The organism is Ferrimonas sp. YIN67, from assembly GCF_057219095.1.
In genome coordinates, this window is the sequence record NZ_JBXVVJ010000007.1 from 198,798 (window position 1) to 222,862 (window position 24,065).

Here is a 24,065-nt window from a genome sequence, read left to right on the forward strand (position 1 = left end):
ATCGGTTTGGCGATCAGGCGGTCGCGGCTTCGGCCGAGGTGGTGTAGACGCCATCGACGTAGATCAACGGGCTCACGGTCTCGCTGTTTTGGATCGATTCAATGCGGCCGATAAAGATGGTGTGGGTGCCGTACTCAAACTTGCCATCCTGCTGGCAGATCACCACCGACTGCGCGTCTTCCAGATAGGGCAGACCGCCTTCGCTGGTGGCCCAGTTACCCGTTTCGAAACGTTCCTCGCCCCTGGCCTTGCCACCACACATGACAGAAACCTCCTGCTGATCCAGGCCAAGAATATTGATGCAAAAATTCGTGCCCTCTGAGAGCAGGCCGTGCATGGCGGTACTCTTATTGACACACACCAACAGAGAGGGGGGATCCATCGAAAGGGAGGTCACCGAGGTCGCTGCCATGGCATGACGCTGCTCACCATTGCTGGCGGAAACAATGCTGACGGAGCTGGCCAGACGGCGCATCGCCTGCAGCATGGATTCTTTCAAGGGGTGGGCCTGAGACATGAGACTTCTCCTGACTGTTCATCTATGGGCAGGGACCAAACAGAGTATTGGCACTGCCCCCATGGTCAGCATTCTGGGATCCCCCTCTTGGAGCGGCATCGTCTGAGGGGACTAGCCCTGCCCGAGCACAGCCCTCTCGTTGAATCGAGGAGTTAACTTGATCCATATCAAAAATCCTTCGTTTTCAGCCGGGTCCCCTTCCCAAAGCCCAAGCCCTAATCCATTTGAAGGATGTTGCCACCCCGGCCCACTGATTCAATCACAATCATGATGCGGCATGGCCGCCGCCCCCTAGCCAAAACGGTGCGGGACCGATCATCAGGAGAACACCAGCATGAATGCCACGATTGACGATAAAGATGCAATCCGCCAACGCTTGATGGAGCGGGCCAACGAACTGGTCCCCGTGTTGCGCTCCAGGGCCTCTGAGACCGCCAAGCTGGGACGCCTGCCGGATGCGACCATTGCCGAGTTCCAGGACGCGGGCTTCTTCCGCATCCTGCAGCCCGCCAAGTGGGGCGGCTTCGAGCTGAAACCCCACGATTTCTTTGATGTGCAGCTCAAGCTTGCGGAAGGGTGCATGTCTTCCGCCTGGGTATTGGGTGTGGTGGCGATCCACAACTGGCAGTTGGCCCTGTTTGATGACCGCGCCGCCCAGGATGTGTGGGGCGAAGACACCAGCGTCTTGATCTCCTCCTCCTACATGCCGGTCGGCAAGGTGGAACATGTCGAGGGCGGTTATAAGCTGTCCGGGCGCTGGGGCTTCTCCTCCGGTTCCAAACATTGTGACTGGGTCTTCCTTGGCGCCATGGTGCCCCCCACAGAGCCCGGTGGCGCCCCCGACTACCGAACCTTCCTGGTGCCCCGTGCCGACTATGAGATCGTCGACAACTGGGATGTCACCGGGTTGCAGGGCACCGGCTCCCACGACATCGTGGTCGCGAATGCCTTCGTCCCCGAGTACCGGACCCATCGCTCCATCGACGGCTTCAACCAGCAAAGTCCAGGCAATGAGGTCAACACCCATCCGGTATTCAAACTGCCCTTTGGCCAGATCTTTGTTCGCGCCGTTTCCAGCTCCGCCATCGGTGCCCTGCAGGGGGCGGTGAACGACTTTATCGAGCTGGCGGGTACCCGTGTTGGTGTCAACGACGGTCGCAAGTCCATCGAAGATCCCGGCACCTTGCGCGCCCTGGCCGACACCCTTGCCACCATCAAGGAGTGTAAGGCCGTCCTCTACAACAACTTCGACATCATGTACGAACGTGCCGTCAAGGGAGAGCCCCTGACCATCGAAGAACGGGTCGAGTGGCGTTACGACTCCGCTCGCGTCGCGGGCCGCTGCAATGAAGCCGCCAACAAGATGTTTATGTACTGCGGCTCACGTGCCATCTTCGCCAGCTACCCGCTCAATCGGATCCAGGCCGATATCCAGGCTGGCCTGACCCACGTCGCCAATGTGGCCGACAAGTACGCCTATAACCTGTCCGGTGTACTGCTGGGCAAGGAGAGCACGGACTATTTCCTGTAAGTAAACCCTGTCAAAGCGCAGAACTCCCCTTCTGCGCTTTTTTTGCCTTTTTTATTGAACGGCAAATCAATTTAAAAACCTGCAGCGGCATCTAGCGGTCCCGGCAGTCGCAGGCAATCACAAGGAAGAGATGATGATGACTGAGCTTGGCCAACTGCCCTTTCGCCGCACCCCGGTGTGTGCTGCCCTTTTTCCGCTGCTGCTGGCGCCTCATGCCCTGGCAGAGCAGAGCCCGAGTGACGCCGATGCCCCGCAACACACAGGCATCGAAAGCATCGAAGTCACCGCCCGACGCAATGTAGAAAGCCTGCAGGCCACGCCCCTGTCCATCACCGCCCTGGACACCGCCGCCATCGAGCAGAAAGGGATCCGCACCAGCGTCGATCTGACCGGCTTCGTGCCCACACTGCAGATCCAGGCCAATGCCCAGGCCTCCAACGACATCACCCTGTCGATGCGCGGCCTGCGGGTGTCGGACTCCATCGCCACCGCAGACTCGCCCATCGGCGTCTATCTGGATGGGGTGATCCAACCGCGGATCTCCGGTGCCCTGGTGGACATGCTGGAGCTGGAGCGGGTCGAAGTGCTGCGCGGCCCTCAGGGCTCGCTGTATGGCCGCAACAGCACAGGTGGGGCGATCAACTTCATCAGCAAGAAGCCCTACTACGACTTTGGCTTTACCCAGGACTTTACCCTCGGCTCGGATGCCCTGTTTACCACCCAGACCCGCATCGATTCTGGCGTGCTGGGCAACAGCGGACTCTCTGCGGCCTTTACCTATCGCAACAGCTCTCGGGATGGCCTGCTCGACAACGTCCATGCACCGGATCATAGGGATGGCGGCGCCTTTGACGATCAGGCCTACCGCATCGCCCTCAACTGGGAGATCACCGACAACCTGATGCTGGACTACAGCTTTAACCGCATCGAATCCGAGGGCACCAAGACCCATTCCCAGACCGTCGCGGTCAACCCCAGCTACCTGGCCGGCGAAGTCACGCAGGTCGACGGCAGCCCCATCGTCGTCTCCCAGGGCCGCGCCGACACCATCGCCCTGAACAACAATGGCTACGGCACCTCCGAGGCAGATCTGCACACCCTCAGCATCGAGTGGGAACTCAATAACCGTTTCAGTCTGCGCAGCATCACCGGCCTGCGTGACTGGGACGGCGTGGAGATCGGCAACGATCTGGACGGCAACGATACCTTGCAGGCGAATGTCATCGTCGATATGACGACCCTGGATACGGCATTGCTGCCCATCGATGGCCTGTTCTACTCCCCCCGCACCGATCGCAAGCAGGAGCATCTGTCGCAAGAGGTACAACTGCTCGGCCAGTTAACCAAGGACCTGGATTTTGTCTTTGGCCTGTTCTACTTCGATGAAGAGTACAGCGAATACAACCCCACCAGCTTCTACCTGTCCCAGGCCGTGACCTCCGGGATCTTTGGCTTTGCGGCCCCCGGCGGCATGCTCGCTACCAACGTCCTCGATTACAACGGCACCTCCAAGTCCAAGGCGGCCTACAGCCAGTTTAACTGGCGGCTCAACGACCAACTGAGGCTGACCGCCGGCATTCGCTATACCGAAGATGAAAAATACCTGGAGCAGCGCGTCGCCAGCTTTGTGCCCCCCTTCCTGCCGCTGTCGGCCAATGACACCAAGAAATACGACAACGTAAACTGGAACCTCAGCGCCGACTACAAGTTCAGTGACACCACCTTTGGCTACGCCCGCGTCGCCACCGGCTACAAGGCCGGCGGCCTGACCGCCCGCAGCGCCAGTACCGACAACCCCTTTATCGATGACTTCGATGAGGAGACCCTGATCGGCTACGAAGTGGGACTGAAAAACGATCTGCTGGATCGACGCCTGCGTCTCAACACCAACCTGTTCTACACCCAGTATGACGACTTCCAGATCGACTCCTTCCTGGCTGGCAGCGGCGGTGCCACCTCGGTGATCGAAAATGCCGGTGAGGCGGATCAGTGGGGCGTCGAGCTCGAGTACGTGATTGCCCCCACCGACACGCTGCGCATCGACGGCAACGTCGCCTGGTTGGATATGGAGTTCCAGAAGTACGAAGTCCTTAACCGCTTCTCCGGAGAGCTGGTGGACGTCGCCGATGCCGCCGAGTTCCCCTATGTCTCCGAATGGACCGCCGCGTTGGGCATTCAGTATGAGTTGGCCGAACTGTGGGGGGGGCAACTCTCCCTGCGAGCCGACGTGCGCTACATCGGTGAGCGGGTCTTTACTCAGGTCAATGCCGTCCCCGGGCCAACGCCGGAGTTGACCGACTACCACAGCCCCTTTAAGGACGCCATCGCCGCCGATGCCTACACCATCACCGACTTCCGGGCCACGCTGGAGGGGGTTAGCACCGGCATCGGCGAACTAAAAGTGAGCGCCTGGCTGCGCAACGCCTTCGATGAAGAGTACGTCACCCAGGGGATCGATTACGGGGCACTGGGCTTTGGCAGCGTGATCTACGGCGATCCCCGCACCTTTGGCCTGGATCTGCGCCTGCAGTTCTAAGCCAAACGATAACGGGCACATGACAAAGCGCCCGGACTCAAAGAGTCCGGGCGCTTATCCTCTGCTCAGGAACGTTCACCCCAGATAGGAGCAGCAGTAATCCACGACCTCCGCCAGCTTAACCCGAAAGGTGGCGTTGGCGGGCACCGGGAAGGACTCACCGGCGGCCACGGTTTGCCACCCCTGGGCCTCTGGCAGAAGCACCTCCAGCGTTCCTGCGGTGATCTCCATCAACTCCCGCTCCGACGTGCCAAACTCGTACTCTCCGGGCAGCATCACCCCCAGGGTTTTTCGACTGCCGTCAGCAAACTCAATGGCGCGACTGGTGACACCGCCATTAAAATACACATTGCTCTGCTTAGCGACACTGACATTCTCAAACGTCGGCATGGAACCCCCTTAATCTGTCCGATCACAATCCGATTGTTGTGACCATTAGACCCTAAGGTGGGCCAAGCGCACAGCTGCAATGTTCTTATGAGGCAATAAGAGAGTGGGCAGGGAGGTCATAGGGGCAGGTGATTCAATTCAACCCCCTCACCAAAGCGTTGCAGCCCCCGCAACAGGGCGCCGTACTGCTCCAACCCCACTACCAACACAACCCTCCGGCCCGGTGCCTCCTTAATCAGCTTCAAGCTGTTAGCCAGCAAGTGACGATCGCGGCGCCGTTGCTGCACCGTCAGGTACTCGAATCGACTATGCTGGCGCAACATCGCCAGATGCTGTTGCTCCAGACGCTGCAACCTGAGGAACTCAGGTCCCATCAATTGCACCGGCGAAGCCGATAAACGCCAAGTCAAAAGCTGCTGCTGGATCGCCTGCAATTCCGGGCACCCATGCTCCTCCTCCACCGTAAGCCAATACTCCTTACGACGCTGATGGAAATCGTCGGGGATCAAGACCCCTTCCACCACCCGATCCAACCACCCCAACCCCATCGCCTTGTCGCCATAGCGAATGGCTAGTTTGACCATCTCCTCGGGATAGTGGTGCTGCAGATAGCTCACCGGCTGAGCCATATCTTCCGGTCTAATAGCCAAGCCAACCACATCCGGCCGAAAACCGGAAACCAGATTATACAAGTGCTGATAACCATAGGCGGGATTGTATTCATGCAGTTGTTCAATACTGCCGATCAGCAAGACCTGAGTGGGCCGATGTGGCGATGCCGACGACACGGTGAATGCCATCAGCAGCCCGGGTAAGGCGCACAACCACGCCCATGCCATTTTCCGCATCACATCCTCTGTGTATCCGTATTGGGCTCAAAAACAGGGGCCGCCTCTTTGGCTTTCTCGACAACGCCCTGATTATGCTTAAGAAGGCAGTCTAACCGGAATGGCCGACAATTAAATGGCTGACGTCAAAAAACCGCCACAGGGGCATGAGATTAGGCTTTGCCTTTGGGCTCATGGGATCAAGACAAGAACCCCTTAATGACATTGCCCCCCTAGGGCTGCAAAGCAATGTCAGCGCGCCACAGGGCTCCGTCGGGGGGATGGGGATCCAGCAAGCGTTCCCCACACTCTCGCCTCTGCTCACCTGGGCAACTCGGATCCAGTGCTGGGAGAGCGGGCCGTCGCGCCCTTGGGGCTGGAGCCGATGATGCCTCAGAACATGGTGTCACCAGGCATCCGGGCTTCGCCCATTTAAGACTCAGCTCCTTTGCCCCGCCGAAGCTGCCTGGCCACTGGGGTTCAACATCAGGCACTCTCACCACTGGCCAGGTAGCGGGCGATCCCGTCCCCGCCCACCCGACGCTGCAACCGACCGTCATGCACCAAGCAATTCAAGTGTGCCAAGCATTCGCCTGTGGCCATCATCAGCTCAGTGCCGACCAGCTCCCGATCAAACAGCACAGGTAATAACGAGAGCGCCGACCTCGGAGAATTACAAGCCGCCAACAGGGCACAGAGATGACCCTTATGATGGCTAAGCAACTGCTCCGTACGCATCGCCAGGCCGGTATAGGGCAACTCATGGCTGGGCAGAACCAGTGTCTCTTCCGGCAGTTGCCCTAAGCGCTGCAAAGAGCTCATAAACTGCCCCAACGGGTTCCCATCGGGCGTCAAACTCGACAAAGTCACATTGGGGGTGATCCCGGGCAGAACTTGATCGCCGCCAATCAGCAGATCCAACTCGGCACAGTGAAGACAGACATGGGCCACGCTGTGTCCGGCGCCGATCAGCACCTGCCAATCATGTTCACCGATGCGGATCAGCTCACCATCCTCCAACTGCCGGTATGCATAGGGCAGCGGTGTCACCATGGAGGCGAAGCCATCGGCATTAGCCTGGAGTTTTGCCACCTGTTCAGCATCCAGTCCGGCCTGGAGATAAAACTGAACCGCCGACTCGGAGCGCACCACATTGGCCACATCCTGGTACAGGTGGGCAGAGAGAAATTCGCCCTGGCTCATCCACAGTTGGGCCCCGGTCTGCTGGCACAACCAGCCGGCTAATCCTATATGATCCGGGTGTTGATGGGTCACCAGCACCGCCTTAAGAGGGACTCCTCCCAGGCCTTCGGCCAGCACTCCCTGCCAGTGCTCTCTGGTCGCCGGATTGGCCAACCCCGTGTCCACCGCCACATAGCCATCGTCATGGCGCAACAGGTAGAGGTTGATGTGATCCAGCTTCATTGGCATGGGCATCCGCAACCAGAGCAGTTCGGGACGCAAGGCGAGGAGTTGCCCCGGCTCCGGGGCAGGGAAGGGAAAACGCAAAGAGATCACACACGCTCCTTATGGAAACAAAGGCGCCGCCCGCAGGCGGCGCTCAATCCCGGCCTTAGCCAACCCTAGAGGTAAAGCTCCCGCACCTTGTGCTTCTGGATCTTCAGCATGGCGTTACGAGGCAAAGGTTCACGGGCAAAAAACACCTTGGTCGGCACCTTGAAATGAGCGAGGTGAGCGGCGACATGAGCTTGGATGCTGCCAACATCCTCATGACCTCCGGGTTTCAGCTCAATCGCGACGGCCAGTTCCTCCCCGAGACGCTCATGGGGCAGACCAAAGACAGCACAGAAATCGACAGCAGGGTGTTCCAGGATCACCGCCTCAACTTCGGCGCAATAGATGTTTTCCCCACCGCGGATCACCATGTCCTTCTTACGATCACTGATGTAGAGCAAGCCATTCTCATCCAGATAGCCAACATCCCCGCTATACAGCCACCCGCCTTTCAGGGTCTCGGCTGTCGCATCATCCCGCTGCCAATACTGCTGGATCAGGGTCGCACCACGCATGCAGATCTCCCCGACTTCCCCCTGGGGAACCTCGTTACCCTGCTCATCACAGATCTTCAGCTCTACGCCGGGCAGGGGCAGGCCAACACTGTTGAGGTGATCATGATAACTGGCCCCGCTATTTAGTGTGGCGAAGGCATTGGTTTCAGTCATGCCATAGCCAGTGCCAAAGAAATTCCCGGGGAACCTGACCTTGATATCGTCCACCAGCTGAGCCGGTTGCGCGGTCCCGGCACTGGCCAGGTTGATGATGCTGCTGGTATCAAACTGCTCAAATTGGGGATGTTCGAGGATATCCCAGATCTGGGTCGCCGCTGCAGTGATCGAGGCAATCTTCTCCCGCTCGATCGCCTGCAGGGCTTTGAGCGGATCCCACTTGTACATAAACACCACCTTGGTGCCTGTCATGATCGAAGTGAGGATCCCGGCATGCAAGCCGCTGACATGAAACAGGGGCAAGCAAAGGAGGGTCGCGGGCTGCAGGCCACGCTGCGCAATCGCCTGCATCGTCTGAGGATGCATCGCTGCCATACAGCCACTGGCCGCCAATCCATTCATAATGGCTTGGCACAAGGCATCATGGGTGGAAGTGGCTCCCTTGGGGCGCCCCGTCGTGCCCGAGGTATACATGATCATCGCCAGATCTGACGGTTCCAGCTCGATCTGGGGAAGCATCTCCTTGCCTTCCCCTGCTAAGAAGCTGTCCCAACCCAGACCCAACTCTCCCCAATCGCCATCCTCTTCGACGACAATCGCCCGAGCATTGAGCGCCGGCAACTTGGGTGCGAGTAGGCCAAACCGACGAGGGTCGACGAAGACCAATTGAGCACCGGAATCACTGACACCGTATTCCAGCTCCTCCGCACTGCCCCAACTATTGAGGGGGACGGCAATGGCACCGAGCTGAGTAATGGCCATAAACGCCAGGGGCCACTCCGGAGAATTACGCATTGCGATGGCCACCCGATCGCCTTTGCTGACGCCTAGCTGATGGTGCATCCTGCTCGCCAACTTGCTTGCGGTGGCATATGCCTCGCTGAAGCTATAGGACCGGGTGTCACTCACCAGGTAAGGCGCGTCACCATGCTGCAGGGCTACCTGATACAACATCGGCAGTGTGGAGACAGCCTGTTTAAACCTGGGGCCGACGTCGGTTTGCAGAATTTCAAAAGGCGCACCGGGCTGAGTGAGCTGGTGCCACACGCCTTTTAACTGGGTGACAGATCCTGACATGATACGCTTCCTTGTTTCGTTACCGTCCGGCGCCCTGCCCTATTGGGGACAACGCTATCCTACCTGACCTCAGTCATCACCGGACCCGAGTAACATCCAGTGTCAAATACAGGGCAACTAGGTTCAATGGCAAAACCGGCCAGCAAAACTGACAATAATTTGCCCTTTCATGCCCACATTTGTGACAAAGCGCACAGCAGCACTCTCTTCGCAAGGGTTGTGAAAGAAAAATAATCATTGAAAATAAAGTGTTATTTTTCGAGAATGGGGCTTCGAAGCACGCCTAACTTCACAACAAAACAATAAGAAGGCCAGGATGACGGAGTATCTTGTCCCCGCCCGCTATGCTCGTTTGCTGCTGAAAGTTGCGGCAGAGCAGGGCTATAACGTCAATGAACTGCTCGACCAGGCAGAGCTACCTTTTAATCCACTGTCCTTGGGAGAGTCAGAAGAGCTGGAGATCAGTGCACTGACCTTTTCCAAGCTCTACCGACAGATCTCCCGAATGCTTCAAGATGAAGCCTTTGGCTTGGGCACCCGCTACAAGTTCCCCCCCGGCACCTTCCGCATGATGTGCTACTGCATCATTCACGCGCCGGATCTTCAATCGGCACTGGAACGCACCACAGAATTCTACGCCCTGTGCCACCATCTCAAGGGCAACCCCAGGGAGCTCTCCAAGTCCTATCGGATCAGCCCGGACGGTAAAGACGTCACCCTCTATTACTCATCCCACTCGGCGGACGATGAGGCCAGCTGCCATCCTTCACGTCAACTCACCCTACTGAACAGCCTGTCCCTGTGGCACCGTTTCTGCAGTTGGCTGATCGGCACCAATATCGCCGTCAAGCAGGCCGGGATCCCAGGAGAGCAGATCCTGACCCGCAGCGGTTACCGATACTATTTTGACTGTCCGATGCAATTCTCCCAGACTCACTGCACCATGACCTTCAGCGCCCATTACCTTAATGCCCCGCTGGTTCATAATGAGGAGTCACTGGAACAATTTCTGGAAACGGCCCCCTTTCAACTCTTCGCCCTCAGCAACGAAGCCGCTTCCGACAGCATCATCCCCAGGATCCGAGCCCTGATCGGCTATAACTTCACCAAAAAAATCCCCGGTTTTGATGAGATGGCCACCCTGCTCAACACCTCCAGCCGCACCCTCCGCCGTCGCCTGGAAGCCGAAGGCACCAGCTATCAGCAGATCAAAGATGACTGCCGCCGGGACGCCGCCATCGAGTATCTAAGCCGCTCGGAACTGTCGATCAACGCCGTCGCTGCCTTGATGGGGTTTGATGAGCCCAGCGCCTTCCACCGCAGTTTCAAGAAGTGGACCCAGATCACCCCGGGGGAGTTTCGCCGCCGCGGCCTGCCGGAGCCGGAGCGAGAAGAGTGTGGATAGGGGCCGGCTCTAAGCGACCGACCCAATTTGCCAAGAAAATTTGACCGTATTCATCATTGTCTGTCGCAGCCAGTGCGATAGCTTGAACCTATTTATCCGCTTCGAGCCGTCCACCAATGACAATGAGTTATTGCTCCATCAGCCGCGACGCAACCCAATCCACCCTGGACCGTCAGGGAGCGGCGGTACTTCGCCATACACCAGAGCAGCACTACACGGTTGCCGACCGTTTCGAGGCACTGGCCACGCAGCAGGGCGACGCCCCCTTTCTGATCGAGCAGGGCATAGAGATCAGCTATCGCGAGATCAACGCCCGCGCCAACCAATTTGCCCACTACGTCTTGGCGCAGGGCCTGAAAGCCGGTGACAGCTGCGCCATCATGATGGAAAATCGCGCGGCCTTTTTTTCTGCCTGGATCGGCCTGGCCAAGATCGGGGTGATCGCCGCTTTGCTCAATACCCAGACCAAGGGTGAGCCGCTGCGTCATGCCCTGGGAGAGACTCAGGCAAAGTTGCTCCTGGTCGGCAATGAGTGTCTGGCTCAATTCGATGGCACACCGGATCTGCTGGCTCAGATCCCCCATCGGGTGGTGGCGGATCCGGATCTCGCGTCACTGGTGGATCAGCCTCTGGACAATCCCGACATCGCCCTGCGCGGCTCGGTGGTGGGGGCAGATCCCCTGTTTTACGTCTTCACCTCGGGCACCACAGGACTGCCCAAGGCGGCGATCATCAGCCACATGCGCTGGCTCAGTGTCGGCGATGGCTGGGCCGAACTGATGGCCACCCAACCCAGCGACGTGTTTTATTGCTTCCTGCCGCTGTTTCACGGCGCTGCGGGGATGTCGCTGGTCTCTAATGCGCTGGCCGCTGGCGCGTCCATCGTGCTGCGCCGCAAGTTCTCAGCGCGAGCGTTCTGGCCAGAGGTACGCCAATACGGCGTAACCCTGACCCAATACATTGGTGAGATCTGCCGTTATCTACTGGCACAGCCGTCCCATAGCCAGGATCAACAGCACTCGCTTCGGGCCATGACCGGCGCAGGCCTTTCCCGAGAACTCTGGCTCGCATTTCAACAGCGCTTTGGCGACATTACCCTCTATGAGGGCTGGGGCTCCACCGAAGGCAACTGCGGCATCATCAATGTCGATGGGGTCCCCGGATCCGTCGGCCGGATCCCCTATCCAGAACGCTCTAACATTCGTTTGGTCCGCTATGATCTCGATAACGACTGCCACATCACCGACCGGAGCGGCAAACCCCTGCTGTGTCAGCCCGGCGAAGTGGGGGAGATCCTCGGCCAGATCTACCACCTGCCAGGCTTGAGTGTCGGCCGTTTCGAGGGCTACACCAACGCCGAAGCGACTGAGAAGAAGATCCTACGGAACCTGTTTGAGCCTGGTGACGCCTGGTTTCGCTCCGGCGATCTGTTTACCAAAGATGAAGAGGACTATTTCTACTTCGTTGATCGGATAGGCGATACCTTCCGCTGGAAAAGTGAGAATGTGGCCACCACGGAAGTGACCGACGCCCTGTCAAGCTATGAGGGGGCGGCGCTGATCAACGTCTACGGGGTTCAGGTACCCGGCCATCCAGGTCGGGCAGGCATGGCCTGTATTCAGATGAAACCCGACACCGAGTTTGACGGCCACAGACTGTATCGAATAGCGGCACGCCAGTTGGCCCCCTATGCCCTGCCACTGTTTATCCGGCTCAGCACAAAGAGCGATCTCACCGCCACCATGAAGCTGCGCAAGGGGATGCTGCAACGTCAGGGCTACCACCCGGCCCTTTGCGGCGACGACGCGCTGTTTGTCCTGTCACCCCAGCATGCGACCTATCTGCCCTACAGCCTGGCCGCACTGGATGCACTCAAGATACCGCCCCAAACACCGCAAGAGATGCCGACCATAAACGTCCCCTCAGGCAAGGCAACCGGCGATGCCGATGCCCTGCTGCAAGCTCAGCCCGGCCTAACTGGCAATGGTAACGATAAGCCCACTAGCCAAGCTGGCACAAAGCTTGATTTGGTTTGCTATGAACGCCCTACGAACTCTTCAGCCCAATGTTCAGGCATAGCCGGCGGGGAGAGCGACAAGGCCCGCTGAAGACTCATTCCGCCGCAGACGCAAAAAAAAACACCGCCCGAAGGCGGTGTTTTTTCAGCTCGAGCAATTAAAAAAATTACTCAGCAGCAACTACTACGATCTTGGCGGTAGCAGTTACGTCGCTGTGCAGTTGAACAGCGATGTCGTACTCACCGGTCAGACGCAGGGCGCCTTCAGGCAGACGTACTTCGGACTTAGCCACTTCAACGCCAGCCGCAGTGATTGCGTCAGCGATGTCACGGGTACCGATGGAGCCGAACAGCTTGCCTTCGTCACCGGCTTTGGAAGCGATTTGCACGCCTTCCAGAGCAGCGATTTTCTCGGCACGAGCTTCGGCAGCAGCCAGAGCTTCGTTCAGGTTCTTTTCCAGCTCAGCACGGCGAGCTTCGAAAACTTCCAGGTTAGCAGCGTTAGCTACAACCGCTTTGCCTTGTGGCAGCAGGAAGTTACGAGCATAACCGGCTTTAACGGTTACTTTGTCACCCAGACCGCCCAGCTTGGCGATCTTATCCAGCAGAATTACTTCCATTACCTTAACCTCTACTTAAGTAAGTTGGATCCGCAGGCTTAGCCTTGCAGGTCGGTGTACGGCAGCAGAGCCAGGTAACGAGCACGCTTGATAGCGCGAGCCAGCTGACGCTGGTACTTTGCGCTGGTGCCAGTGATACGGCTCGGTACGATTTTGCCACTCTCAGTAACGTAGTTCTTCAGAGTTGCGATGTCTTTGTAGTCGATCTCAGTTACACCTTCAGCGGTGAAACGGCAGAACTTGCGACGACGAAAATAACGTGCCATGGGGCAGTCTCCTAAATCGGTTCGATCGTGTCGGCATGCAATACCAGTCGGCTTTGGCCACTGCGGCCCTGTTGCCAGGCGAGGAACCCGCCTACATGGATATTGCTTCCCGGCTCGAGATATCTCAGTAAGGATTGTGATCCTTCGCCACTGAGGACCACCTGGATCTTGCAATACACCGGCCGGTTAAGGCCCGCTTCCTTCTGCATGGAGCGGTGCTCCATCAGAAAATAGCTATGGGGTATGCCATTGATCCCGGTGACCGTCTTAGCTGGCCGAATAACGTGTCCGGCCAACTCAAGGCGATTGGTGATCACGAAATCCGATTACTCAGCGCTGGCTTGAGGAGCCGGCTTAGCGTCAGAACGCTCGCGGCGATCATCACGCTCGCGACGCTCTTCGCGCTCACGACGCTCTTCTTTGGCCTTGGCCATAGGAGAAGCTTCGGTTACCGCTTTCTTGGTACGAATGACCATGTTGCGGATAACAGCATCGTTAAAGCGGAAAGCAGTTTCCAGCTCGGCAACAGCTTCAGCAGTGGCTTCAGTGTTAACCAGGATGTAGTGTGCTTTGTGCAGCTTCTCGATCGGGTAAGCCAGTTGACGACGGCCCCAGTCTTCCAGACGGTGGATTTTACCGCCGTCTTTTTCCAGGATGGCGCTGTAGCGCTCAACCATACCAGGTACCTGTTCACTCTGATCAGGGTGAACCATGAAGACGATTTCGTAATGACGCATGATCGCTCCTTACGGTTTTGTAGCCTCAAATGGCTCGGCCGGGCCTATGAGACAAGGAACAAAAAGGGTTTTGGCCGATTAGCCGGCGCATTCTACAAGGTTCTGCGGCTGATCACAACGTGTTCAAAATTCCCCTCCGGGGGATTGTGACAGGCAACCAACGCCCGGTACACTGAGACGCAACAATTCCAGTTCACTAACGTTAGTCGGTTACGCTCCTATGCGCCTGTTGTTCCTCGCATTGACTTTGATCAGTGCGCCCGCACTTGCTCTGGTCCCACCCAATTACAAAGAGCCCGCGACCAAATTTCTGGCGGAGTTAGAACTGGGGATGCAATACAACAGCGGCAATACGCAATCCTCCAATCTCAATAGCCGAACCAAGTTGATTTACGATGGTAATGAGGCCAAGCATGACCTTGTGCTGCGCGCCTATTTCGCCTCAGACAACGAAAATACCACCGCCGAGCAATACCAGACTCAATATCAGGTCGACGTAAAAATGGCCGGAACCCGCTACCTCTTCGGCCGGACAGAATTGCAATGGGACAAATTTGGCGCCTTCGAGCAGCAGCACACTGCGTCGGTGGGTTATGGCTACACGCCCTTGGACGTCAAAAACACCAAACTCAGTCTGGAACTGGGTGGCGGGTACCGTTACAACAAGGCCAGCAACCGAAATAACGACAACAATGCGCAGCGGGATGATGAAGCCATCTTGCGTCTGGCCAGCAAGTTCGAGCACCGACTCCAGGAGTACACCAGTTTCAATGCCGATGCCAATATCGAATACGGCGAAAACAACAGCATTTCAAACCTCAATCTCAGCTACCGGAACCAACTCTGGGCCGACCTGGCACTCAAGATTGGTATGGACATCAAATATACGGGGAAAGTCCCGGAGAATTCCGAGAACTTGGATATGGTTTCGACGGTAAACCTGCTCTATACCTTCAGATAGCTGATCGCTGATCGCTGATCGCTGATCGCTGATCGCTGATCGCTGATCGCTGATCGCTGATCGCTGATCGCAAAAAGAAAAGCCGCATTATCCCTGAGGACAAAGCGGCTTTTACTTTAGGTACCCAGCAACTAGCGGGCGTTTTTATCCCTGACGCTGACGCACCGCCTCGAACAGGCAGATCCCGGTCGCCACCGAGACGTTCAGACTGGATACGGCACCGGCCATAGGGATGGAGATGAGTTCGTCACACACCTCCCGGGTCAGGCGACGCAATCCCTTGCCTTCGGCCCCCATCACCACAGCCAGAGGGCCATCCAATTTGCTCTGGTACAGATCGTGGCTGGCTTCACCGGCAAGGCCCACCACCCAGACCCCGCGCGCCTGCAAGTGACGCAGAGTACGAGCCAGGTTGGTAACTTGGAACAGCGGGGTGCTTTCGGCCGCCCCGACCGCCACTTTACGGACGATACCGGTCAGTCCCACGGAGCGATCCTTGGGGACGATCACACCTTGAACACCCGCCGCATCGGCACTGCGCAGACAGGCCCCCAGATTGTGGGGATCCGTCACACCATCCAGTACCAGCAGGAAAGGGGGTTGGTCCTCTTTCAGGCTGTCCAGCAACGCATCCAGTTCGTGCTCACCCTGGGTAGGCTCCGCCACCGCCTTAACCACAACCCCCTGATGCTGGGTCGATCCAGCCTTCTCATCCAGCACTTTGCGGGCACAGATCTGGGCCTTAACGCCGAACTGGGCCGCAGCTCCGGCAATGACCTGCAGCTTTTCGTCGTCCCGGCCTTTAAGCAGCCACAGTTCCTTAACGCGCTCAGGCGCCCGGTTCAACAGGGCCTCCACCGCGTGGAGGCCAAACACCATTTCGTGCTTCATTTATCGCTTGTTCCGACTTCTGCTGCGCTTCTTATCCGCGCCTTTATCAGTGCCTCGCTCGCCGTCACGCTTGCCGCGACCGCCCTTGGCACCTTTACCACCTTTGTCATCACGGCGTTGCTCACCCTGACTACGCTTTTTACCGCCCTTGCTCCCTTTACCACTGCGGGAACGCTTGGGCTGACTGGCCGATTTACCTTCACTGCCATCCACCAGACCCAGATCGATCTGGCGCTCATCCAGTTTCACGGCCATCACCTTGACCGCAACAGGGTCGCCCAGACGGTAACGCTTGCCCGAGGCTTCTCCCACCAGGGAGGCACGAACCGGATCGAAGTGATAGTAGTCATTCGCCAGGCTGGAGATATGAACCAGGCCGTCGATGTGCAGATCTTTGAGGCGGACAAACAAACCAAAGCTGGTCACGCCACTGATCACGGCCTCGAATTCATCGCCGACGTGATCCAGCATGTACTCGCACTTCAACCAGTCAGCCACATCACGAGTCGCCTCATCGGCCCGGCGTTCGGTCAGGGAGCAGTGCTCACCCAGCTCCATCAGTGGCGACTCCTCGTAGCCGAAGGCACCATCCTGCTGCAACTGCTGAAGCGGCAACTCCGGGTTCTCCTGCTTGGCCAACAGGTAACGGATCACCCGATGCAGGATCAGATCCGGGTAACGACGGATCGGTGAGGTAAAGTGGGCATATTTGTCCAGTGCCAAACCAAAATGTCCCTGGTTATCGGCACTGTAGACCGCTTGCTTCATGGAACGCAGTACCATGGTCTGGATCAACTCGGCATCCGGACGCCCTCGGCTCTGCTCCAGCAACTTGGCCACGTCCTGCGGCGTCGGCTCCAGGCCGCCCCCCAGGGACAAGCCTTGTTGGCCAAGGAAATCACGCAGGGTGGTCAGCTTTTGCTCACTCGGCCCTTCATGGATCCGGTACAGGACTTCACCTTTGTGTTTTTTAACGAACTTGCCGGCGGCCACGTTCGCCAGGATCATGCACTCTTCGATCATCTTGTGGGCAACATTGCGCTCGCGGGGCACGATCTTATCGATGCGACGTTGCTCGTTAAAGATGAACTGGGTCTCCTCGGTGTCCAGCACCAGAGCCCCCCGCTCTTCGCGGGCATGATCCAGCGCATTGTAGAGCTGGAACAGCTCCTCCAGATCCGGCACGACCTCGGCATACTGTTCACGCAGGGTTTCATCCCCCTCCAGCATGGCCGCCACCTTGGTGTAGGTAAGGCGAGCATGAGAGTGCATAACCGCCGGGTAGAACTCGTAACCGGACAGCTTACCCGCCGCCGAAACCGTCATCTCACACACCATGCAGAGGCGATCGACGTGGGGGTTCAGTGAACACAGGCCATTGGAGAGCTTCTCCGGCAGCATGGGGATCACCTGAGCAGGGAAGTAAACCGAGTTACCGCGGGCACGCCCCTCCGTATCCAGCGCCATGCCGGGACGAACATAGTGGCTCACATCGGCGATGGCTACGAACAAGCGCCAGCCACCACTCTTTTTCGCCATGGCGTATACGGCATCATCAAAATCGCGGGCATCCTCACCATCAATAGTCACCAGGGGCAGATCGCGCAGATCACGGCGACCCTGCTTATCCTGCTCCTGGACCTCGTCCGGGATGGCGGCCGCTTCGGCCATCAGTGCTTCGCTAAAGACGTGGGGGAGATCGTGGCTGCGCAGGGCGATCTCGATCTCCATGCCTGGGGCCATCTCATTACCGAGCACCTCGGTAATGCGACCAATACCATGGGTATGGTGAGCGGGGCGCTTGACCAATTCCACGACCACAACCTGACCCGAAGTGGCCCCATTGCGGCCATCTTCCGGGATCAGAAAGTCCTGGGAGAGGCGGTTGTCGTCCGGTACCACGTACCCGATGCCATCTTCATTGAAGTAGCGCCCAACGATGGGCTCAGAGCGGCCTTCGACGATACGTACGATGCGACCCTCTTTGCGGCCACGGCGGTCCTGACCATCAACCTGGGCCAACACTCGATCACCGTGCAGCACGGAGAACATGGAGCGTTCGCTCAGATAAAGATCGTCACTGCCGTCTTCCGGACGGAAAAAACCAAAGCCATCGCGATGGCCCATAACGGTGCCGGTCAACAGATCCATCCGCTCAGGCAAGCCATAACGACCCTTGCGGGTATAAACGAGTTGACCATCGCGCTCCATGGCACGCAAACGACGGCATAGGGCGATGTATTGATCACCCTCAAGTTGAAATTCGGCCGCGAACTCTTCACGCGACACCGGCGCCTTCTGCGCCTTGGCGTAGTCGATCAAGAATTCACGACTTGGGATCGGGTTGGCGTATTTCTCCGCCTCCCGCTGAAAATGGGGATCCTGACTCATGGGTCTACCAAAGGATTGGAAATCGTTGGAAAGTATAACGGAAACTGGGCTCAGCGCCCTAAGACACTGCGCCGGGTCTGTTCCCGTACGCTGGGCGGCAATTGCATTGCCAGTTGCTGCTTGTATGTTTGGGCCCGTTGACGGTCATGCTCACTCTCGTACTCGGCTTCATGAAGCCAGCGGTACACTTGAGGATAGTCCCGGGGGCTCCCTTTGCCCTCGACATAATGTCCTGCCAGAGACAGGATGGCCCGTTGGTGACCCATGGACGCCGCAATATGCAGCAAGCGCAGCCCATGAGGTTCATCCACCACCACGAATCGACCTTGAATATAATAGCGTCCCATCTGCTCCAATGCATCCGGCAAGCCCTGATCCGCCGCCTGACGAAGGAAATCAAATCCCTGGGACACCTCCGGCTCGACACATACGCCATACAGCAACATGTCGGCCCAAAGCATTTGATAGGCCGGCACCTTGAGCACCGATGCCCGCGCCTCGATGTCCTGTACCAGTTGGCAGTCGTCCTCGCGGACTCTGGCTAGGTGCGCATTGGTTCGCAACAACGCCAGCAATTCATCCTGACTGTACAGCTCCACGGCGCGCGATGGCTCATTCGCCCTGACCGGGGCTAATATCAGGAACAACGCCAGGCAAAGTATTATCCTTTTCATACTCTCCCTATCGGCATCACCATCGGATACTTTAACGGGGCCCGAAGGCCCCGTTTCTAATCGCTTCCGACGCTTAGGCGAACGGGTGGCGCAGGATCATGGTTTCAACACGATCCGGTCCGGTGGAGATGATGTCCACGGGGACTTCCAGCAACTCTTCAATACGAGCAATGTAATCCAGCGCTGCTTGAGGCAGCTTGCTGTGCTCGGCAACACCAAAGGTGTTGTCGTCCCAGCCAGGCATGGTCTCGTAAATTGGAGTCGCGGCTTCATAGCCTTCGGCATCCATCGGTGGAACGTCACGCACGGTGCCGTCCGGCATCTGGTAACCGATACAGATCTTCAGCTCTTTCAGACCATCCAGAACATCCAGCTTGGTCAGACAGAAGCCGGTAATGCCGTTGATCTGAACTGCACGACGCATGGCAACTGCATCAAACCAACCGGTACGACGCTTACGACCTGTGGTCGCGCCAAACTCATGGCCCTTCACGCCCAGGTGTTGGCCCACTTCGCAGTCCAGTTCGGTCGGGAACGGACCACCACCCACGCGAGTGGTGTAGGCCTTGACGATACCCAGAACGTAATCGATGTGGGTCGGACCAAAACCAGAGCCGGTGGAGACACCGCCCGCCGTGGTATTGGAAGAGGTCACGTAGGGGTAGGTGCCGTGATCAATGTCCAGCAAGGTGCCCTGGGCACCTTCGAACATGATTGGCTGGCCCGCTTTACGCGCCTTATCCAGGATGTCAGTGACGTCGACAACCATAGGACGCAGCATCTCTGCCAGTTCCAGTGCCTCTTTCAGCACGGTGTCAAAATCAACGGCGTCGGCGTTAAAGTACTCGGTCAGCATGAAGTTGTGGTAAGCCAGAACTTCTTTGAGCTTGGTGGCGAAACGTTCGGCGTCGAGCAGATCGCCAACACGCAGGCCACGACGAGCCACTTTGTCTTCGTACGCAGGACCAATACCGCGACCAGTGGTACCAATGGCATCATTGCCACGGGCACGCTCACGGGCCTGATCCACGGCAACGTGGTAAGGCAGGATCAACGGACACGCATCGGAGATCTTCAGGCGCTCTTCCACCGGTACACCACGCTCTTTCAGCATGGTCAGCTCTTTCTTCAGGGCTTCCGGAGAGAGCACCACGCCGTTACCGATAAAGCAGGTAACGTTGTCGCGCAGGATGCCCGACGGGATCAGGTGCAGAACGGTTTTCTCGCCATTGATCACCAGGGTGTGACCGGCGTTGTGGCCGCCTTGATAGCGAACCACGTAGTGGGCTTGGTCGGTGAGAAGGTCAACAACTTTACCTTTGCCTTCATCACCCCATTGGGTGCCCAGGACAACTACATTTTTACCCATGTTTCGATCGCAGTTAGTGGTTAAAGCGGGATTCTAGCAGATCCGAGTTGGTCAAAACACCGCCTAGGGATAAAAAATGTAGAACAGCACCAGGCCAGCCGTCACCAAAGCGCCACCGATACGCCTTAACAGCGCGGTTTCCTGAGCGAACAATGCAGTCAGCATTTCTTTCCATTGGCGAGGAAAGAGCAGTGGACCTATCCCCTCTACGATCAAGACCCCAGCAAAAATCAGCATAAAAGTGGTCATATTTCCCCTCCTAAAACGACAAAAGCCCGGCCAATAAGGCCGGGCTATATAAGGGTATTCCCTTAACGTGTCTTGCTCTTCATGTACTGGAAGAACTCGGAGTCCGGAGACAGAACCAACACGTCCTCTTTACTGCTGAAGGAGGTGCGATAGGCATCCAGACTGCGCAACAGGCTGTAGAACTCTGGGTTCTGACCATAGGCATCGGCGTAGATCTTGGCCGCCAGGGCATCCCCTTCCCCTTTCAGGGTTCGGGACTTACGCTCGGCTTCTGCCACGGTTACTGTCGCCGTGGCATCGGCACCGGCGCGGATCACTTCGGCCTTCTCCTGACCTTCGGAACGGTGTGCACGGGCAACCGCCTCACGCTGAGCACGCATTCGATCATAGATGAACACCGACACCTCACGGGGCAGGTTGATCTGCTTCACCCGAACATCGATCACTTCCACCCCAAGCTCTTTGGCATCGCCACGGGTCTGACGCAAGGCCTCCCGCTGCAGTTCGTCACGACTACCCGAGACGATCTCACGGATGGTACGAGTACCAAACTCGGAGCGCAAACCGTTGTTGATCTTGGCCTGCAGCAGGGACTCTGCCACCAGTTGGTTACCCTGAGTGGCCAGGTAGTACTGACCAAAATCGACAATGCGCCACTTCACATAGCTGTCGACCATCAGATCTTTCTGCTCGGAGGTTACGAAACGATCCGCCGGGGCATCCAGAGTCAGGATCCGGGCATCCATGGTTTCCACATCATCAAAGAGTGGCAACTTGAAGTTCATCCCAGGCTCGTAAACCCGGTAGTTACCTTCGGCGTCGACTTGGATCACCCCAAAGCGCTTAACGATGGCACGCTCACCCTCTTCCACCACAAACAGGGACATAATACCCACGACCAGCACCAGCAGGGCGGGGATCAGCAATCTTGGACTCATGAATTAATTTCTCCCCTGACGAGTGGTATTGCGGCCTGTGGTGCGATCAGAGCCCGGCTCATTACGAATGATACGCTCTGGCTGACGAGCAGGCTGCTGAGCCGGTGCCACCTGGCTCCCTGCGCCCTGGATGATCTTATCCAGAGGCAGATAGAACATGGAGCCCCCGTCTTTGTTATCCAGCATCACCTTGGAGGTGCTGGAGTAAACCTGTTCCATGGTCTCGAGATAGAGACGCTCACGAGTCACTTCCGGTGCAGCTTCATACTGGGGCAACAACAGGGTGAAACGGGCCACCTCACCTTCCGCTTCCAGCACGACACGCTCCTTATAAGCGGTGGCTTCACGCAACATACGCTCCGCTCGACCACGGGCCTGTGGCTCAATCTGACGGCTGTAAGCCGTGGCCTCCTGAACGTAACGCTCCTCATCTTCCTGTGCCGCAATGGCATCATCAAACGCGGGCTTCACCTCTTCTGGCGGACGCGCTTCCTTAAATGCCACATCAACCACCTGCAGACCCATGTCGTAAGGCTTGATGATCCCCTGCAACTCTTCCCAGGTGTCGCGACGCACCTGATCACGCCCCACGGTCAGGATATTATCCATAGTGGTGTGGCCGATCACGTAACGCAGGGCACTGTCCAGCGCCTCACTGAGAGACTGCTCGGGGTTGGTCACGGCAAACAGGTATTTGCGCGGATCGGCGATGCGGTACTGCACCTCCATCTGCACGCTCACCACGTTCTCATCCTGGGTCAACATCATGCCAGCTGCATTGATCTTGTTGATCCGCTGGATATTCACCGGATAGACGGTATGAATAAAGGTCGGCTTCCACTTCAAACCCGGCCCGACCAACTCATGGTACTGGCCAAATTGCAGCACGACGCCACGCTCGGCTTCTTCGATCTTATACAGACCGGACAAGCCCCAAACGACCAGCGCACCGATCAATACCAGCAATACCCCCATCTTATTGAGGTTGCCGCCACCGCCGTTACCGCCAAAGCGAGAAGAAAATTTGCGGAATACTTCGTCCAGATCAGGTGGCCCCTGATCCTTGCCGCCTCGGTTGCCCCAGGGGTCTTTGCCTTGATTGCCAGGCTCGTTCCAGGCCATTAACACTGCTCCATAGATGTTGGATCGTTAGGATTTTTTCTAACTCTAGCTAATTTATCAGCCAATTACTCGCGGATAAAGTCGGCCAGTTGTCCCTCGGACGCCTTTAGCAGGCGTTGCCAGTCGCGCTCCTGCAAGCGCAAACGGACCAAGGTCTGGCCCAACTCATCGTAATCGATGTCCAATACGGCATTGAGCTCGTAAAAACGAGACAGCCAACGACCGGCCTGAGGCGGCACTGCCAGGGTCATCTCTATGATGGCCTGGCCGAGCAACTGCGTCAGGGCTTCAAACAACAACTCGATTCCCTGATCCGCCTGAGCACTGAGCCAAACTCGGACGGGCTTGCCGTCTTCATTCCAATCAATGCGGGGAACCGCCTCATCGAGTCGGTCTATCTTGTTGTAGACCAGTAAACGTGGGATCTCGTCGGCACCAATCTCACTGAGCACTTCGTGCACCGAATCGATGTTCTCTCCGGCACGCTCGTCGGCACAGTCCACCACATGCAGCAACAGATCTGCCTCTCGAGTTTCCGTCAAGGTTCCCTTAAACGCGGCCACCAGATCGTGTGGCAGGTGCCTAATAAACCCTACGGTATCGGCCAGAATGGCGGGACCGATCTCGTCGAGCTCTATCCGACGCAGGGTGGGGTCCAAGGTTGCAAACAGCTGATCTGCAGCATAGACACCGGAATCGGTAATACGATTAAACAGGGTGGACTTGCCAGCATTGGTATAGCCAACCAGAGAGACTGTAGGCACCTCGCGACGCTGTCGGGCACGGCGGCCCTGCTCACGCTGCTTAGCCACCTTCTCCAGACGCTTAAGGATGGTCTTGATCCGCTCGCGCAACAGACGACGATCGGTTTCCAACTGGGTCTCCCCCGGGCCACGCAGACCAATCCCGCCCTTTTGGCGTTCCAGGTGGGTCCATCCCCGGATCAAACGGGTGGAGAGATAACGCAGTTGTGCCAACTCAACCTGCAGCTTCCCTTCGTGGGTGCGGGCGCGCTGGGCAAAAATATCAAGGATCAGGCCAGTGCGATCAAGCACACGACACTGACAGAGATGTTCCAGGTTTCGCTCCTGAGCCGGGCTCAAGGCATGGTTGAAGATGATCACCTCAGCCTGTTCGGCTTGAACAAAAGCCGCGATCTCTTCCGCTTTACCTGTACCACAAAAATATTTTGGATGGGGACTCGCACGGCGGCCTGTGACGACGCCACAGGATTCAACTCCGGCGGAGCTCACCAAAAGGCGAAGCTCCTCCAGATCTTCCCGTTCACCGTCATGTGAGAAATCGATGTGAACAAGGACCGCACGTTCGCCTGCTTCGTACCGCTCAAACAAGCAGACTTA

22 protein-coding genes are annotated in these 24,065 nt (G+C 57.5%); 5 read left to right on the plus strand and 17 right to left on the minus strand.

The window, feature by feature from the left end; translation table 11 throughout:
* Positions 1-13: 13 nt before the first annotated feature.
* The gene (locus AC2D8U_RS15400; RefSeq protein WP_484619964.1) at positions 14-517 is read right to left on the minus strand and encodes a flavin reductase family protein; all 504 of its coding nucleotides are present in this window, start codon (positions 515-517) and stop codon (positions 14-16) included.
* A gap of 334 nt (positions 518-851) precedes the next feature.
* On the opposite strand from AC2D8U_RS15400, the gene AC2D8U_RS15405 reads away from it, so the two are divergent.
* Both AC2D8U_RS15405 and AC2D8U_RS15410 read left to right on the plus strand, forming a co-directional pair.
* Positions 852-2,048 carry an acyl-CoA dehydrogenase family protein gene (locus AC2D8U_RS15405; protein ID WP_484619965.1) on the plus strand — a complete coding sequence of 399 codons (1,197 nt, stop codon included), beginning with the start codon at positions 852-854 and terminating at the stop codon, positions 2,046-2,048.
* Between the two features lie 133 nt (positions 2,049-2,181).
* Positions 2,182-4,584, plus strand: coding sequence for a TonB-dependent receptor (locus tag AC2D8U_RS15410; protein WP_484619966.1), 2,403 nt, complete (start codon positions 2,182-2,184; stop codon positions 4,582-4,584).
* Between the two features lie 75 nt (positions 4,585-4,659).
* Here the strand turns inward: AC2D8U_RS15410 and ppnP are convergent, their stop codons facing one another.
* From ppnP to AC2D8U_RS15430, 4 genes are all read right to left on the minus strand, one after another.
* Positions 4,660-4,974: a pyrimidine/purine nucleoside phosphorylase gene (ppnP, locus tag AC2D8U_RS15415; RefSeq protein WP_484619967.1), complete on the minus strand. Its 315-nt coding sequence runs from the start codon at positions 4,972-4,974 to the stop codon at positions 4,660-4,662.
* A 116-nt stretch (positions 4,975-5,090) separates the two neighbouring features.
* Positions 5,091-5,822, minus strand: a complete 732-nt coding sequence (locus tag AC2D8U_RS15420) for a hypothetical protein (RefSeq protein ID WP_484619968.1) — start codon at positions 5,820-5,822, stop codon at positions 5,091-5,093.
* Between the two features lie 465 nt (positions 5,823-6,287).
* Positions 6,288-7,319 carry an MBL fold metallo-hydrolase gene (locus tag AC2D8U_RS15425; protein WP_484619969.1) on the minus strand — a complete coding sequence of 344 codons (1,032 nt, stop codon included), beginning with the start codon at positions 7,317-7,319 and terminating at the stop codon, positions 6,288-6,290.
* A gap of 65 nt (positions 7,320-7,384) precedes the next feature.
* Entirely contained in the window at positions 7,385-9,064 is a 1,680-nt protein-coding gene (locus AC2D8U_RS15430; protein ID WP_484619970.1) for a class I adenylate-forming enzyme family protein, read from the minus strand.
* Between the two features lie 316 nt (positions 9,065-9,380).
* On the opposite strand from AC2D8U_RS15430, the gene AC2D8U_RS15435 reads away from it, so the two are divergent.
* Both AC2D8U_RS15435 and AC2D8U_RS15440 read left to right on the plus strand, forming a co-directional pair.
* Positions 9,381-10,469: an AraC family transcriptional regulator gene (locus tag AC2D8U_RS15435; RefSeq protein WP_484619971.1), complete on the plus strand. Its 1,089-nt coding sequence runs from the start codon at positions 9,381-9,383 to the stop codon at positions 10,467-10,469.
* Positions 10,470-10,585: 116 nt separating this feature from the next.
* Positions 10,586-12,577: a long-chain-acyl-CoA synthetase gene (locus AC2D8U_RS15440; protein ID WP_484619972.1), complete on the plus strand. Its 1,992-nt coding sequence runs from the start codon at positions 10,586-10,588 to the stop codon at positions 12,575-12,577.
* Between the two features lie 76 nt (positions 12,578-12,653).
* Here AC2D8U_RS15440 and rplI read toward each other — a convergent pair whose 3' ends face one another.
* Genes rplI through rpsF form a run of 4 tightly spaced genes read right to left on the minus strand, consistent with a single transcriptional unit; the run spans position 12,654 to position 14,109 of the window.
* The gene (gene rplI, locus AC2D8U_RS15445) at positions 12,654-13,106 is read right to left on the minus strand and encodes a 50S ribosomal protein L9 (RefSeq protein WP_484619973.1); all 453 of its coding nucleotides are present in this window, start codon (positions 13,104-13,106) and stop codon (positions 12,654-12,656) included.
* Positions 13,107-13,144: 38 nt separating this feature from the next.
* On the minus strand, positions 13,145-13,372 hold the full coding sequence (gene rpsR, locus AC2D8U_RS15450; protein ID WP_013344048.1) for a 30S ribosomal protein S18: 228 nt from the start codon (positions 13,370-13,372) through the stop codon (positions 13,145-13,147).
* 11 nt (positions 13,373-13,383) lie between these two features.
* Positions 13,384-13,689 (minus strand): primosomal replication protein N, encoded by a 306-nt coding sequence (priB, locus tag AC2D8U_RS15455; protein WP_484619974.1) that lies wholly within the window; start codon positions 13,687-13,689, stop codon positions 13,384-13,386.
* 9 nt (positions 13,690-13,698) lie between these two features.
* Positions 13,699-14,109 (minus strand): 30S ribosomal protein S6, encoded by a 411-nt coding sequence (gene rpsF, locus AC2D8U_RS15460; protein WP_484619975.1) that lies wholly within the window; start codon positions 14,107-14,109, stop codon positions 13,699-13,701.
* A gap of 331 nt (positions 14,110-14,440) precedes the next feature.
* Between rpsF and AC2D8U_RS15465 the strand changes: the two genes are divergently transcribed.
* A complete protein-coding gene (locus AC2D8U_RS15465; RefSeq protein ID WP_484619976.1) occupies positions 14,441-15,070 on the plus strand; it encodes a DUF481 domain-containing protein in 630 nt (209 codons plus the stop codon).
* 144 nt (positions 15,071-15,214) lie between these two features.
* Here the strand turns inward: AC2D8U_RS15465 and rlmB are convergent, their stop codons facing one another.
* The 8 genes from rlmB to hflX form a co-directional block, all read right to left on the minus strand.
* Positions 15,215-15,961, minus strand: a complete 747-nt coding sequence (gene rlmB, locus AC2D8U_RS15470) for a 23S rRNA (guanosine(2251)-2'-O)-methyltransferase RlmB (RefSeq protein WP_484619977.1) — start codon at positions 15,959-15,961, stop codon at positions 15,215-15,217.
* Entirely contained in the window at positions 15,962-18,352 is a 2,391-nt protein-coding gene (gene rnr, locus AC2D8U_RS15475) for a ribonuclease R (protein WP_484619978.1), read from the minus strand.
* Between the two features lie 50 nt (positions 18,353-18,402).
* Positions 18,403-19,026, minus strand: a complete 624-nt coding sequence (locus tag AC2D8U_RS15480; protein WP_484619979.1) for a tetratricopeptide repeat protein — start codon at positions 19,024-19,026, stop codon at positions 18,403-18,405.
* A gap of 73 nt (positions 19,027-19,099) precedes the next feature.
* Positions 19,100-20,395, minus strand: coding sequence for an adenylosuccinate synthase (locus AC2D8U_RS15485; RefSeq protein WP_484619980.1), 1,296 nt, complete (start codon positions 20,393-20,395; stop codon positions 19,100-19,102).
* A gap of 63 nt (positions 20,396-20,458) precedes the next feature.
* The gene (locus tag AC2D8U_RS15490) at positions 20,459-20,644 is read right to left on the minus strand and encodes a DUF2065 domain-containing protein (protein ID WP_484619981.1); all 186 of its coding nucleotides are present in this window, start codon (positions 20,642-20,644) and stop codon (positions 20,459-20,461) included.
* Positions 20,645-20,706: 62 nt separating this feature from the next.
* Complete coding sequence (gene hflC / locus AC2D8U_RS15495; RefSeq protein ID WP_484619982.1) at positions 20,707-21,582, minus strand: protease modulator HflC; 876 nt, start codon at positions 21,580-21,582, stop codon at positions 20,707-20,709.
* Between the two features lie 3 nt (positions 21,583-21,585).
* A complete protein-coding gene (gene hflK, locus AC2D8U_RS15500) occupies positions 21,586-22,704 on the minus strand; it encodes an FtsH protease activity modulator HflK (protein ID WP_484619983.1) in 1,119 nt (372 codons plus the stop codon).
* Between the two features lie 65 nt (positions 22,705-22,769).
* Entirely contained in the window at positions 22,770-24,056 is a 1,287-nt protein-coding gene (hflX, locus tag AC2D8U_RS15505; RefSeq protein WP_484619984.1) for a ribosome rescue GTPase HflX, read from the minus strand.
* Positions 24,057-24,065: the final 9 nt, after the last annotated feature.

Bases quoted from the DNA above. Each gene is read 5' to 3' on its own strand.
- AC2D8U_RS15400 (WP_484619964.1), bottom strand. From the start codon at position 517: ATGTCTCAGGCCCACCCCTTGAAAGAATCCATGCTGCAGGCGATGCGC.
- rlmB (WP_484619977.1), bottom strand. From the start codon at position 15,961: ATGAAGCACGAAATGGTGTTTGGCCTCCACGCGGTGGAGGCCCTGTTG.
- AC2D8U_RS15405 (WP_484619965.1), top strand. From the start codon at position 852: ATGAATGCCACGATTGACGATAAAGATGCAATCCGCCAACGCTTGATG.
- AC2D8U_RS15410 (WP_484619966.1), top strand. From the start codon at position 2,182: ATGATGACTGAGCTTGGCCAACTGCCCTTTCGCCGCACCCCGGTGTGT.
- AC2D8U_RS15480 (WP_484619979.1), bottom strand. From the start codon at position 19,026: ATGAAAAGGATAATACTTTGCCTGGCGTTGTTCCTGATATTAGCCCCG.
- AC2D8U_RS15420 (WP_484619968.1), bottom strand. From the start codon at position 5,822: ATGCGGAAAATGGCATGGGCGTGGTTGTGCGCCTTACCCGGGCTGCTG.
- AC2D8U_RS15485 (WP_484619980.1), bottom strand. From the start codon at position 20,395: ATGGGTAAAAATGTAGTTGTCCTGGGCACCCAATGGGGTGATGAAGGC.
- AC2D8U_RS15490 (WP_484619981.1), bottom strand. From the start codon at position 20,644: ATGACCACTTTTATGCTGATTTTTGCTGGGGTCTTGATCGTAGAGGGG.
- ppnP (WP_484619967.1), bottom strand. From the start codon at position 4,974: ATGCCGACGTTTGAGAATGTCAGTGTCGCTAAGCAGAGCAATGTGTAT.
- AC2D8U_RS15440 (WP_484619972.1), top strand. From the start codon at position 10,586: ATGACAATGAGTTATTGCTCCATCAGCCGCGACGCAACCCAATCCACC.
- rplI (WP_484619973.1), bottom strand. From the start codon at position 13,106: ATGGAAGTAATTCTGCTGGATAAGATCGCCAAGCTGGGCGGTCTGGGT.
- AC2D8U_RS15435 (WP_484619971.1), top strand. From the start codon at position 9,381: ATGACGGAGTATCTTGTCCCCGCCCGCTATGCTCGTTTGCTGCTGAAA.
- AC2D8U_RS15465 (WP_484619976.1), top strand. From the start codon at position 14,441: ATGCAATACAACAGCGGCAATACGCAATCCTCCAATCTCAATAGCCGA.
- hflK (WP_484619983.1), bottom strand. From the start codon at position 22,704: ATGGCCTGGAACGAGCCTGGCAATCAAGGCAAAGACCCCTGGGGCAAC.
- rnr (WP_484619978.1), bottom strand. From the start codon at position 18,352: ATGAGTCAGGATCCCCATTTTCAGCGGGAGGCGGAGAAATACGCCAAC.
- rpsF (WP_484619975.1), bottom strand. From the start codon at position 14,109: ATGCGTCATTACGAAATCGTCTTCATGGTTCACCCTGATCAGAGTGAA.
- hflC (WP_484619982.1), bottom strand. From the start codon at position 21,582: ATGAGTCCAAGATTGCTGATCCCCGCCCTGCTGGTGCTGGTCGTGGGT.
- rpsR (WP_013344048.1), bottom strand. From the start codon at position 13,372: ATGGCACGTTATTTTCGTCGTCGCAAGTTCTGCCGTTTCACCGCTGAA.
- AC2D8U_RS15430 (WP_484619970.1), bottom strand. From the start codon at position 9,064: ATGTCAGGATCTGTCACCCAGTTAAAAGGCGTGTGGCACCAGCTCACT.